General features: G+C 54.1%; 11 protein-coding genes and 1 pseudogene. 11 read left to right on the plus strand and 1 reads right to left on the minus strand.

Annotation, left to right across the window (positions count from 1 at the left end):
• Positions 1-389 precede the first annotated feature (389 nt).
• From astC to ves, 7 genes are all read left to right on the plus strand, one after another.
• Positions 390-1,610 carry a succinylornithine/acetylornithine transaminase gene (gene astC, locus OGX93_RS10420; RefSeq protein ID WP_101744278.1) on the plus strand — a complete coding sequence of 407 codons (1,221 nt, stop codon included), beginning with the start codon at positions 390-392 and terminating at the stop codon, positions 1,608-1,610.
• Entirely contained in the window at positions 1,607-2,641 is a 1,035-nt protein-coding gene (gene astA / locus OGX93_RS10425; RefSeq protein ID WP_104868736.1) for an arginine N-succinyltransferase, read from the plus strand. The genes astC and astA overlap by 4 nt, the downstream gene beginning before the upstream one ends.
• The gene (gene astD / locus OGX93_RS10430) at positions 2,638-4,116 is read left to right on the plus strand and encodes a succinylglutamate-semialdehyde dehydrogenase (protein ID WP_058669032.1); all 1,479 of its coding nucleotides are present in this window, start codon (positions 2,638-2,640) and stop codon (positions 4,114-4,116) included. The genes astA and astD overlap by 4 nt, the downstream gene beginning before the upstream one ends.
• Positions 4,113-5,456, plus strand: a complete 1,344-nt coding sequence (gene astB / locus OGX93_RS10435; RefSeq protein ID WP_286449621.1) for an N-succinylarginine dihydrolase — start codon at positions 4,113-4,115, stop codon at positions 5,454-5,456. Before astD ends, astB begins: the two co-directional genes overlap by 4 nt.
• The gene (gene astE, locus OGX93_RS10440) at positions 5,449-6,417 is read left to right on the plus strand and encodes a succinylglutamate desuccinylase (RefSeq protein ID WP_286449620.1); all 969 of its coding nucleotides are present in this window, start codon (positions 5,449-5,451) and stop codon (positions 6,415-6,417) included. Before astB ends, astE begins: the two co-directional genes overlap by 8 nt.
• 324 nt (positions 6,418-6,741) lie before the next feature.
• A complete protein-coding gene (spy, locus tag OGX93_RS10445; protein WP_047457387.1) occupies positions 6,742-7,230 on the plus strand; it encodes an ATP-independent periplasmic protein-refolding chaperone Spy in 489 nt (162 codons plus the stop codon).
• A gap of 172 nt (positions 7,231-7,402) precedes the next feature.
• Positions 7,403-7,978 (plus strand): environmental stress-induced protein Ves, encoded by a 576-nt coding sequence (ves, locus tag OGX93_RS10450; RefSeq protein ID WP_012132633.1) that lies wholly within the window; start codon positions 7,403-7,405, stop codon positions 7,976-7,978.
• 162 nt (positions 7,979-8,140) lie between these two features.
• On the opposite strand, the gene nadE is transcribed toward ves, so the two are convergent.
• Entirely contained in the window at positions 8,141-8,971 is an 831-nt protein-coding gene (gene nadE / locus OGX93_RS10455) for an NAD(+) synthase (protein ID WP_114848547.1), read from the minus strand.
• Positions 8,972-9,199: 228 nt separating this feature from the next.
• On the opposite strand from nadE, the gene osmE reads away from it, so the two are divergent.
• The 4 genes and pseudogenes from osmE (at position 9,200) to chbA (ending at position 12,007) form a co-directional block, all read left to right on the plus strand.
• Positions 9,200-9,541 carry an osmotically-inducible lipoprotein OsmE gene (osmE, locus tag OGX93_RS10460; RefSeq protein ID WP_012132630.1) on the plus strand — a complete coding sequence of 114 codons (342 nt, stop codon included), beginning with the start codon at positions 9,200-9,202 and terminating at the stop codon, positions 9,539-9,541.
• A 300-nt stretch (positions 9,542-9,841) separates the two neighbouring features.
• On the plus strand, positions 9,842-10,162 hold the full coding sequence (gene chbB, locus OGX93_RS10465; protein ID WP_200028167.1) for a PTS N,N'-diacetylchitobiose transporter subunit IIB: 321 nt from the start codon (positions 9,842-9,844) through the stop codon (positions 10,160-10,162).
• An 86-nt stretch (positions 10,163-10,248) separates the two neighbouring features.
• Positions 10,249-11,606 (plus strand): annotated as a pseudogene (gene chbC / locus OGX93_RS10470) (PTS N,N'-diacetylchitobiose transporter subunit IIC).
• Positions 11,607-11,656: 50 nt separating this feature from the next.
• Complete coding sequence (gene chbA / locus OGX93_RS10475; RefSeq protein WP_012132627.1) at positions 11,657-12,007, plus strand: PTS N,N'-diacetylchitobiose transporter subunit IIA; 351 nt, start codon at positions 11,657-11,659, stop codon at positions 12,005-12,007.
• Positions 12,008-12,009: the final 2 nt, after the last annotated feature.

Consider the following 12,009-nt stretch of genomic DNA (forward strand, 5'->3'; position numbering starts at 1 on the left):
GCTGACTGCCACTTGTCGCGCGAATCAAACGATAACTGCCAATGGCCTTAACGATGGAGCAAAAACTGCACTGTTTCAGGGCAGAGTGCGTCATAACGATGCAATAATTTCCGATAAATTTCGTCTACGATCACAATTCCAGAATTATATTTGGCGACTGAATAATATTTCGATTTTTCCTCTTATTTGTTCTTTTCTTCGCAAATATATTCACTTTTTATGCAGCAATAGTGAATACCGACGGGTTGTAACCCGTTGATTTTTCGTTTCCAAAACCGGTTTATGCATTTTTTCCTCTGGCTGGCACGAACAGTGCAATCTACATTTACAGCGCAAACACTCATTTTATTAACATATAAATAACTTTTTATTTACCGGAAGAGGTCGCTATGTCTCTGTCAATTACGCGTGAAAATTTTGATGAATGGATGATGCCGGTCTATGCCCCGGCACCTTTTATTCCGGTTCGTGGAGAAGGCTCACGTCTGTGGGATCAGCAGGGGAAAGAGTATATCGACTTCGCCGGGGGAATTGCGGTGAATGCGCTCGGCCATGCGCACCCGGCTTTACGCGAGGCGCTGAATGAGCAGGCGAGCAAATTCTGGCATACCGGAAATGGCTACACCAACGAGCCGGTGCTGCGACTGGCGAAGATGCTGATTGACGCCACCTTTGCTGAACGCGTCTTCTTCTGTAACTCCGGCGCGGAGGCCAACGAAGCGGCGCTGAAACTGGCGCGTAAGTATGCGCACGATCGTTTTGGCACGCATAAAAGCGGGATTGTGGCATTCAAAAATGCCTTTCATGGCCGCACGCTGTTTACCGTCAGCGCAGGCGGGCAGCCCGCGTATTCACAGGATTTCGCTCCGCTGCCGCCGGATATCCGCCATGCCGTGTATAACGATCTCAACGCGGCCAGAGAACTGATTGATGACACGACATGCGCGGTGATCGTGGAGCCCATGCAGGGCGAAGGGGGCGTGCTCCCGGCCACGAAAGCATTCTTACAGGGGCTGCGCGAATTGTGCGACCGACACAATGCCTTGCTGATTTTTGATGAAGTACAAACGGGGGTTGGGCGTACCGGCGAGCTGTATGCCTACATGCATTATGGCGTCACCCCCGATCTGCTTACCACTGCGAAAGCGCTGGGCGGCGGTTTCCCCATCGGGGCGCTGTTGGCCACTGAAAAATGCGCCAGCGTGATGACGGTAGGCACTCACGGAACCACCTACGGCGGCAACCCGCTGGCTTCTGCGGTGGCGGGAAAGCTGCTGGAAATCGTCAATACGCCGGAAATGCTGAACGGCGTTAAGCAACGCCATGACTGGTTTGTCGAACGCCTGAATGCCATAAATGAACGCTTCGGATTGTTCAGTGAAATTCGTGGACTGGGGCTGCTTATTGGCTGTGTTCTGGAGGCTGAGTTTGCCGGAAAAGCTAAACTTATTTCACAGGAAGCCGCAAAAGCCGGAGTGATGGTGCTGATTGCGGGCGCTAACGTGGTGCGTTTCGCACCTGCGTTAAACGTCAGCAAAGAGGAAGTGGCAACCGGGCTGGATCGCTTTGCGCTGGCCTGTGAACGCATCAAAGCAGGAGGTTCGTCATGATGGTGATCCGCCCCGTCGAACGACGTGATGTCAGTGCGTTAATGCAGCTTGCCAGTAAAACCGGCGGCGGCCTGACCTCTCTGCCAGCAGATGAAGCGACGCTGACGTCGCGTATTGAGCGCGCGCTAAAAACGTGGCGTGGCGAACTGCCGAAAAGCGAACAGGGTTACGTGTTCGTGCTGGAGGACAGCGATACGGGAAGCGTTGCGGGAATTTGTGCGATTGAGGTGGCCGTGGGGTTGAACGATCCCTGGTACAACTATCGCGTTGGCACGCTGGTGCATGCTTCTAAAGAGCTGAATGTCTATAACGCGCTGCCGACGCTGTTCCTCAGTAACGATCACACCGGGAGCAGCGAATTGTGCACGCTGTTCCTCGACCCCGACTGGCGCAAAGAGGGCAACGGCTATTTGCTCTCTAAATCACGCTTTATGTTTATGGCGGCGTTTCGCGACAAATTTAATGAAAAGGTTGTGGCGGAAATGCGCGGCGTGATCGACGAACACGGCTACTCGCCGTTCTGGGAAAGCCTGGGAGAACGCTTTTTTTCCATGGAATTCAGCCGGGCAGACTATTTATGCGGCACCGGGCAGAAGGCGTTTATTGCTGAACTGATGCCGAAGCACCCTATTTACACCCATTTCTTATCGGAAGACGCGCAGGCGGTGATTGGCGAAGTACATCCGCAAACGGCGCCAGCCAGAACGGTACTGGAGAAAGAAGGTTTCCGCTACCGCAACTATATCGACATTTTCGACGGCGGCCCGACGCTGGAGTGCGACATTGATCGGGTTCGGGCAATCCGTAAAAGCCGCCTGCTGGACGTGGTGGAAGGCCAGCCCGCGCCGGGCGAGTTTCCGGCGTGTCTGGTCGCCAATGAAAATTATCATCATTTTCGCGCCATGCTGATTCGTACCGACCCGGATACGCAACGTCTGGTGCTGACTGCGGCGCAACTTGATGCGCTCAAATGCCACGCGGGAGATCGCGTTCGTCTGGTACGTCTTTGCGCTGAGGAGAAAACCGCATGACTTTATGGATAAATGGCGACTGGGTAACTGGTCAGGGGGAGCGCCGGGTCAAAACGAATCCGGTGAATGGCGAAGTGCTCTGGCAGGGCAGCGACGCGGATGCGACACAGGTCGCTGAGGCAGGGCGTGCGGCGCGTGCGGCGTTTCCGGCCTGGGCCAGGCTGCCTTTCGCCGCGCGACAGGCCATCGTGGAAAAATTTGCCGCCTTGCTGGAGGTTCATAAAGCGGAGTTGACGGCAATTATTGCGCGAGAAACCGGGAAGCCTCGCTGGGAAGCGGCGACGGAAGTGACGGCGATGATCAATAAAATCGCTATCTCGGTGAAGGCATACCATGCCCGGACGGGAGAACAACAAAGCGAATTGCCGGACGGGGCGGCGACATTGCGCCATCGTCCGCATGGCGTGCTGGCGGTGTTTGGCCCATACAATTTTCCCGGCCATTTACCCAACGGCCATATCGTTCCGGCGCTGCTGGCCGGAAATACCCTGATTTTTAAACCGAGCGAGCTAACGCCGTGGACTGGCGAAGCGGTGATGAAACTGTGGCAACAGGCGGGGGTGCCGCCAGGCGTACTCAACCTGGTGCAAGGAGGGCGCGAAACGGGACAGGCGCTCAGCGCGCTGGATGCGCTTGACGGTCTGCTCTTTACCGGCAGCGCGAATACGGGGTATCAGTTGCACCGTCAGTTATCCGGGCAACCGGAAAAAATCCTGGCGCTGGAAATGGGAGGGAATAACCCGCTCATCATTGAGAATCCAGAGGACATTGATGCGGCGGTACACCTCACGATTCAGTCGGCGTTTGTCACCGCCGGACAGCGCTGCACCTGCGCCCGCCGTTTGCTGGTGAAACGCGGGGAACAGGGCGACGCGTTTCTGGCGCGCCTGCTGGAGGTGAGTCAGCGTTTAACGCCGGGTGAGTGGGATGATGAACCGCAGCCGTTTATCGGCGGGCTGATTTCCGAACCGGCTGCGCGTCATGTGTATGAGGCCTGGCAGCGTCTTGAGGCGATGGGCGGACGAACGCTGCTGGCCCCACGTATGCTGAAAGCGGGAACGTCCTTGTTGACGCCGGGCATTATCGAAATGACCGGCGTGAAGCAGGTCCCGGATGACGAGGTGTTTGGCCCGTTACTGAGCGTCTGGCGCTATGAGCGCTTTGATGAAGCCATTCGTATGGCGAATAACACCCGCTTCGGGTTGTCGTGCGGGCTGGTGTCTCCCGATCGTAAGCAGTTCGACCAGCTACTGCTGGAGGCGCGTGCGGGTATTGTTAACTGGAACAAACCGCTGACCGGAGCGGCCAGCACGGCGCCGTTTGGCGGCGTTGGCGCGTCGGGGAACCATCGCCCCAGCGCCTGGTATGCGGCAGATTATTGCGCCTGGCCGATGGCGAGCCTGGAATCGCCGACGCTTGTACTGCCCGATTCGCTCAGTCCGGGGCTGGACTTCTCTCGCGAGGAACCGGTATGAAAGCGCATGAAGTGAATTTTGACGGTCTGGTGGGGTTAACCCACCACTATGCAGGGCTGTCCTTTGGTAACGAGGCGTCGATACAGCACCGCTTTCAGGTGTCGAATCCCCGCCTGGCGGCGAAGCAGGGCTTACTCAAGATGAAAGCGCTGGCGGATGCGGGGTTCCCTCAGGCGGTCATCCCCCCGCACGAGCGGCCGTTTATTCCCGTGCTTCGTCAGCTAGGTTTTAGCGGGCAGGACGAGCAGGTGCTGGAGAAAGTGGCGCGCCAGGCGCCTCACTGGCTCTCCAGCGTCAGCTCCGCTTCGCCGATGTGGGTGGCGAATGCGGCGACGGTATGTCCTTCAGCGGACGCGCTTGACGGCAAAGTGCATCTGACGGTGGCGAACCTGAACAACAAATTTCACCGCGCGCTGGAGGCGCCGACCACGGCGTCTTTGTTGCGGGCCATCTTCCGTGACGCGCAGTTTTTCGCAGTGCACGACGCGCTGCCGCAGGTGGCGCTGCTGGGGGATGAAGGCGCTGCCAACCATAACCGGCTCGGCGGTGATTATGGCGCGCCGGGCATTCAGCTGTTTGTCTATGGGCGTGAAGAGGGCGTCGATACGCGTCCGGTGCGCTATCCGGCGCGGCAAACCCGCGAGGCCAGTGAAGCGGTGGCGCGTCTTAACCAGGTGAATCCGCATCAGGTTATCTTTGCCCGGCAGAATCCAGACGTTATCGATCTCGGCGTGTTCCACAATGATGTGATTGCGGTGTCGAACCGCCAGGTGCTGTTCTGCCATGAACAGGCGTTCGCAAAGCAGGGCGAGCTGATGCGCCAGCTCCGGTCGCGCGTGGCGGGATTTATGCCGCTTGAGGTGCCTGCCCGGGAGGTTTCTGTGCAGGATGCCGTCGCCACGTACCTGTTTAATAGTCAGCTTTTAAGCCGCGATGACGGCTCGATGGCGCTGGTTCTGCCGCAGGAGTGCCGGGAACATGCCGGTGTGTGGCGGTATCTGAACGTGTTGCTGGCGGCTGATAACCCCATCAGCGATCTGCGCGTGTTCGACCTGCGCGAAAGTATGGCGAACGGTGGCGGCCCGGCCTGTTTACGCTTGCGCGTGGTATTGACCGAGGATGAGCTGCGGGCGGTGAATCCGGCGGTGATGATGAACGATACCCTGTTCAGCACGCTCAATGACTGGGTGGACCGTTATTATCGCGACCGCCTCACCGCCGCCGATCTGGCCGATCCGCAATTGCTGCATGAAGGGCGGGAGGCGCTTGATACGCTGACGCAACTGCTTAACCTGGGGTCGGTGTATCCCTTCCAGCAGGAGGGCGCAGGGAATGGATAACTTTCTGGCGCAGACGCTGGCAGGAATATCCCCCGATATTACGCAAGGGGAAACGGAGAGCTTTCACTGGCGCTGGCAGATGCCTGGTGTGCTTGAACTTACGCCTGCCGTTGAGGTTGACCGCGCTCTGGTGCTCTCTGCGGGCATCCACGGCAATGAAACGGCGCCTGTGGAAATGCTGGACGCACTCCTTTCGGCGCTGTTTGAAGGGAAAATCCCCCTGCGCTGGCGATTGCTGGTGATTCTGGGGAATCCTCCGGCGCTGGCCGAGGGGGTACGCTATTGCCATAGCGATATGAACCGTATGTTCGGCGGGCGCTGGCAGATGTTCGAGGAGAGCGGGGAAACGCTGCGCGCCCGCGAGCTGGAACAGCTGCTGGAGGATTTTTATTCCCGCCGCAAAACGCGGATACGCTGGCATCTCGATCTGCATACTGCGATTCGCGGCTCCCGCCACGTTCGGTTTGGCGTCTTGCCGCAACGGCCGATCCCCTGGGATGAACACTTTTTGTCATGGCTGGGGGCAGCAGGGCTGGAGGCGCTGGTTTTTCATCAAACGCCGGGCGGCACCTTTACGCATTTTAGCTGTGAGCATTTTGGCGCGTTGTCCTGCACGCTGGAGTTGGGCAAAGCGCTGCCGTTTGGGCACAACGATCTGACGCAATTTACCCCTACCGCGCAGGCGCTGGCGACGTTGCTGGCGGGAGAAAAGCCGATGGAAGGGGGAACGAGGCCGATTCGCTATCGCGTGGTGGCGCAAATTACACGCCGCAGCGACGCGTTTGTTCTCTATATGGATAACCAGACGCTGAATTTCACGCCGTTCAAAGAAGGAACGCTACTGGCGCAGGATGGCGATGAGCAGGTGATCGTTACCCATGATGTTGAATATGTTCTCTTTCCTAACCCTAATGTGGCCTGTGGTTTACGCGCTGGCCTGATGCTGGAAAAACTCGCGTAATTATTTCTCCCCTCAGGCGAACGTCTGAGGATCTTATTTTTGTGTGCTATCGCGATTTATTACGGATTAATCCTGGTAAACTGCTTTATTAATAGTCACCGGTCAGGTATAGTTCTTCATATTTCCTGCAAAATCATCCGGTTGCAATAAAATATTGCAACTCTCCTCGATTTATTCTTTTTTTCTTCATAATTGACGAAAAATTGTTTTTTACACTTTCATTGTTTTACCGTTGCTCTGACTAATTGACGATTAAGGCGGTAAAGTTTATCTCGTCAACACGGCGCTACGCCGAAAGAATAACTGAAAGGAAGGACATAGATTATGCGTAAATTAACTGCACTGTTTGTTGCCTCTACCCTGGCGCTGGGCGCTGCGAACCTGGCTCACGCGGCTGATACCACTACCGCTGCTCCGGCAGATGCGAAGCCGATGATGCACCACAAAGGCAAATTCGGTCCGCATCATGACATGATGTTCAAAGATTTGAACCTGACCGACGCGCAGAAACAGCAAATCCGCGACATTATGAAAGGTCAGCGTGACCAGATGAAACGTCCGCCGCTGGAAGAGCGCCGCGCAATGCACGATATCATCGCCAGCGACAGCTTCGATAAGGCGAAAGCTGAAGCGCAGATTGCGAAGATGGAAGAACAGCGTAAAGCCAATATGCTGGCGCACATGGAAACGCAGAATAAGATCTACAACATTCTGACGCCGGAACAGAAAAAACAGTTTAATGCCAATTTTGAGAAGCGTCTGACAGAACGTCCGGCGCCGGAAGGTAAAATGCCAACACCACCTGCTGAGTAATCCCTCAGCGTTATGCTAACGCATTCAAGACCGCCGGTCCTGTTCACAACATCTCTTCTCGATGTGGACAGGATCGGCGGTTTTTCTTTTCTTCTCGTTAAGGTAAATCTTCACTGCTGCCGATAACAACAATGTGCCATATTATGGCGCTGCGTCCTTCTCGGGAGTGATAATGGAATACTTTGATATCCGTAAAATGCCGGTAAACCTCTGGCGCAATGGTGCGGGCGAAACGCGCGAGATTTGTTGTTTTCCTCCGGCGACGCGGGATTTTCACTGGCGCGCCAGTATTGCGTCTATCGCCGGGAACGGGGAGTTTTCCCTTTTTCCTGGGGTTGAGCGCGTTATTACGTTACTGGAAGGCGGAGAGGTGATGCTGGAAGGCGTGAATGCGTTTACCCATACCCTCAAGCGACATCAGCCGTTCACGTTTGCAGGCGATAGCGTCGTGAAAGCCACGCTGTCGGAAGGGCAAATGTCGATGGATCTCAATATCATGACCCGACGCGATCGCTGTAAGGCGAAGGTCAGGGTTGCCGATCGCACGTTTACGACCTTCGGTTCGCGCGGTGGCGTTGTGTTTGTTATTAGCGGCGCCTGGCAACTGGGAGACAAGCTCCTGACCGCCGATCAGGGCGCCTGCTGGCATGACGGGAAACACACGTTACGGTTGTTGAAGCCAGAAGGACAGCTGTTGTTTAGCGAGATTACGTGGTTGCCGGGTTATACGCCGGACACCGTCCAGTAAGTGTAACAGGACGGCGCCCGATGGCGCTTCGCTTATCGGGCCTACGGGAGTTATGCAGCGATGTAGGCTGGATAAGACGGTACGTTCGCGCTTCGCTTATCGGGCCTACGGGAGTTATACAGCGATGTAGGCCGGATAAGACGGTACGTCGCCATCCGGCGATTATGATATCTTCCAGAAATCGTCAAACACCGTAATGGGTGTGCGACGCTTGTGTTCCGTTCGGATATACCAACCTTCGATGATTTTCGCGACGCTGGCATCCAGCGTTTTCCCTTCCAGATAATCATCAATGTTGTCATAGGTGACGCCCAGCGCCGCTTCGTCCGGCAGAGAAGGGCGATCGTCTTCGAGATCCGCCGTTGGCGCTTTCTTGTATAAATGTTCCGGGCAACCCAGCGCGGCGAGCAGCTGTTTTCCCTGGCGCTTGTTCAGACGGAAAAGCGGGTTAATATCGGTACCGCCATCGCCATATTTAGTGAAGAAACCCGTCACCGCTTCGGCGGCATGATCGGTGCCGACCACCACACCGTGGGTCATTCCGGCGATACTGTACTGCGCCTTCATGCGTTCGCGGGCTTTTTCGTTGCCGCGAACAAAATCGCTTAATTCAATGCCTGCTTCACGCAATGCCTGCTCGCTGGCCAGAACGGCGCCTTTAATATTGACGGTCAGGACTCTGTCCGGCTGAATAAACGCGATTGCATCCTGACAATCCTGCTCGTCGGCCTGCACGCCGAATGGCAGACGCACGGCAATAAATTGCAGGGCGTCGTTCCCTGTCTCTTCACGCAGTTCAGTAATTGCGGTCTGGCACAATTTGCCCGTCAGCGTCGAATCCTGCCCTCCGCTGATACCCAGTACCAGGGATTTCAGGAAGGGATATGTTTTCAGGTACGCTTTCAGGAAATCTACGCTGCGGCGAATTTCCTCTTCTGCATTAATGTGCGGTTTTGCGCCAAGCGCCCGGATTATCTCTTGCTGTAGCGTCATTTAACCCCTCCGAAGATTTTCAGAATAAATATACTGCGTTAAAGCTAACGCTTTGCTCTCTAAACGACAAGACTCCACGGCCTGAGTGGCGCAATTTACGGCATTAAAACGACATCGTTTTGTTTAATTGGAATTTTCTGAAAGATTTGTTGCATCGATTGTGGGCTTGAAAAAAGCCCTGATGTATTCCAGGCTTATATAACACGCTGATAAACAAGAGGACGGAAAATGAACAAGAATATAGCAGGAATTCTGAGTGCAGCGGCGGTAATGACTATGCTGGCAGGGTGTACGGCGTACGATCGTACAAAAGACCAATTTGTCCAGCCTGTAGTAAAAGATGTGAAAAAAGGGATGAGCCGGTCGCAAGTTGAGCAGATTGCCGGTAAGCCATCATCTGAAGTGAGCATGATTCATGCGCGCGGTACTTGCCAGACCTACATCCTGGGTCAACGTGATGGTAAAGCTGAAACCTATTTTGTCGCGCTGGATGATACTGGACATGTGATTAACTCCGGCTACCAGAGCTGTGCAGAGTATGACACCGATCCGCAGGCTCCGAAGCAGTAACAACTGTATATTGCCTGAGCATATGTATGAACCGGCCTGTGTGCCGGTTTTTTTGTTCCTGGGATAATCTTATTTATTGTCGCGAAATATTTGCCTGAAATGTGAGAGGGGTCATAACACCAGGTCAATGAGAGACAATTTTGTTAGTCAAAGAAATACCATCCGCCAGTTCTATCCCGTATACTCATTTCAGCCACCTAAAAAAGTAAATTCGGTTACGCAAGTTGTCCAGTGCATGGATGCAGGTTAAGGCTTGCGGAATGGCTGGCTAACAGATAATCGCATATGAGGATCGTTTTTATGGAAAAGAAACACATTTATCTGTTTTGTTCTGCGGGCATGTCGACTTCTTTACTGGTATCGAAGATGCGCGCTCAGGCTGAGAAATATGAAGTGCCGGTTATTATTGACGCATTTCCTGAGACGCTGGCAGGAGAAAAAGGTCTTTCAGCGGATGTCGTGTTATTAGGCCCACAAATTGCTTATATGTTACCCGAAATTCAGCGTTTGTTACCCAACAAACCTGTGGAAGTGATTGACTCGCTGCTGTACGGCAAAGTCGATGGTTTAGGCGTGCTTAAGGCTGCTGTCGCAGCAATTAAAAAAGCCGCCGCAAATTAATTTTTTGTTTTAATTTTTCCCGTCAAAGAGTTATTTCATAAACATTCACCGCAATATTTTATTGCGGTATTTAAGGGTATTTTTCTATGAGTAACGTCATTGCTTCACTTGAAAAGGTACTCCTTCCTTTTGCTGTTAAAATAGGAAAGCAGCCGCACGTTAATGCAATCAAAAACGGCTTTATTCGCTTAATGCCGTTAACCCTTGCGGGGGCCATGTTTGTATTAATCAACAACGTTTTCCTGAGCTTTGGGGAGGGGTCGTTTTTTTATTCTTTAGGCATTCGGCTTGATGCTTCCACCATTGAAACATTGAATGGTCTAAAAGGCATTGGCGGAAACGTCTATAACGGTACGCTCGGTATTATGTCGTTAATGGCGCCGTTCTTTATCGGAATGGCGCTGGCGGAAGAGCGTAAAGTTGATGCGCTGGCGGCGGGGCTGTTATCCGTGGCGGCCTTTATGACCGTTACGCCATATAGCGTAGGCGAAGCTTATGCGGTTGGCGCGAACTGGCTGGGCGGTGCGAATATTATCTCCGGTATTATTATTGGTCTGGTCGTGGCGGAAATGTTTACCTTTATTGTGCGCCGCAACTGGGTCATTAGATTACCGGACAGCGTTCCGGCGTCGGTTTCCCGTTCATTCTCGGCGTTAATTCCTGGCTTTATTATTCTCTCCATTATGGGGATCATTGCGTGGGCGCTGGCGAACTACGGTTCTAACTTCCACCAGATCATTATGGATACCATTTCTACGCCGTTGGCATCGCTGGGCAGCGTGGTTGGCTGGGCCTATGTGCTGTTTGTTCCGCTGCTGTGGTTCTTTGGTATTCACGGCTCGTTGGCATTGACCGCGCTGGACAGCGGTATTATGACCCCGTGGGCGCTGGAAAACATCGCCATCTATCAGCAGTTTGGTTCCGTGGATGCGGCGCTGGAAGCCGGGAAGACGTTCCACGTCTGGGCGAAACCGATGCTCGATTCCTATATTTTCCTCGGGGGGAGTGGCGCGACGCTGGGTCTGATTATCGCTATCTTCCTGGCCTCGCGTCGTGCGGATTACCGCCAGGTAGCAAAACTGGCGCTGCCGTCCGGTATCTTCCAGATTAACGAACCGATTCTGTTCGGCCTGCCGATTATTATGAACCCGGTGATGTTTATCCCGTTCATTCTGGTTCAGCCGATTCTGGCCGCCATTACGCTGATTGCGTATTACCTGGGGATTATCCCGCCGATTACCAACATCGCGCCGTGGACGATGCCAACCGGTCTGGGCGCGTTCTTTAACACCAACGGCAGCGTGCCGCTCTGCTGGTCGCACTGTTCAACCTGGGCGTCGCGACGCTGATTTATCTGCCTTTCGTGGTTGTCGCCAACAAAGCGCAGAATGCAATTGAGCAAGAAGAAAGCGAAGAAGAAATCGCTAACGCACTGAAATTTTAAATTTAATCCGGCATGGTCTCCCCATGCCGGGCTGAACCAGAGGAAAACGTATGTTGGATCTCGAAAACGTAGCGGGTACGCCGTCAGAGGCTGAAGAACTTGAAGAAGTGGTGATGGGGCTTATCATCAACTCCGGTCAGGCGCGCAGCCTGGCTTATGCGGCGCTGAAACAGGCCAAGCAGGGCGATTTTGCTGCGGCAAAAACGATGATGGAGCAGTCGCGGATGGCGCTCAATGAAGCGCATCTCGTGCAGACGAAACTGATTGAAGGCGATCAGGGCGAAGGTAAAATGAAAGTCAGCCTGGTGCTGGTTCATGCTCAGGATCACCTGATGACGTCGATGTTAGCGCGGGAACTGGTTACAGAGTTAATCGAGCTTCACGAGAAGCTGGAACAGTGAGG

It is taken from the genome of Citrobacter sp. CK195 (genome assembly GCF_030333365.1).
Taxonomy (GTDB): Bacteria; Pseudomonadota; Gammaproteobacteria; order Enterobacterales; family Enterobacteriaceae; genus Citrobacter_B; species Citrobacter_B koseri.

What these genes read in the sequence shown, in the direction of transcription:
- astE (WP_286449620.1), top strand. Translation starts at nt 5,449, where the DNA reads ATGGATAACTTTCTGGCGCAGACGCTGGCAGGAATATCCCCCGATATT.
- nadE (WP_114848547.1), bottom strand. Translation starts at nt 8,971, where the DNA reads ATGACGCTACAGCAAGAGATAATCCGGGCGCTTGGCGCAAAACCGCAC.
- chbB (WP_200028167.1), top strand. Translation starts at nt 9,842, where the DNA reads ATGGAAAAGAAACACATTTATCTGTTTTGTTCTGCGGGCATGTCGACT.
- chbA (WP_012132627.1), top strand. Translation starts at nt 11,657, where the DNA reads ATGTTGGATCTCGAAAACGTAGCGGGTACGCCGTCAGAGGCTGAAGAA.
- astB (WP_286449621.1), top strand. Translation starts at nt 4,113, where the DNA reads ATGAAAGCGCATGAAGTGAATTTTGACGGTCTGGTGGGGTTAACCCAC.
- ves (WP_012132633.1), top strand. Translation starts at nt 7,403, where the DNA reads ATGGAATACTTTGATATCCGTAAAATGCCGGTAAACCTCTGGCGCAAT.
- osmE (WP_012132630.1), top strand. Translation starts at nt 9,200, where the DNA reads ATGAACAAGAATATAGCAGGAATTCTGAGTGCAGCGGCGGTAATGACT.
- astA (WP_104868736.1), top strand. Translation starts at nt 1,607, where the DNA reads ATGATGGTGATCCGCCCCGTCGAACGACGTGATGTCAGTGCGTTAATG.
- spy (WP_047457387.1), top strand. Translation starts at nt 6,742, where the DNA reads ATGCGTAAATTAACTGCACTGTTTGTTGCCTCTACCCTGGCGCTGGGC.
- astC (WP_101744278.1), top strand. Translation starts at nt 390, where the DNA reads ATGTCTCTGTCAATTACGCGTGAAAATTTTGATGAATGGATGATGCCG.
- astD (WP_058669032.1), top strand. Translation starts at nt 2,638, where the DNA reads ATGACTTTATGGATAAATGGCGACTGGGTAACTGGTCAGGGGGAGCGC.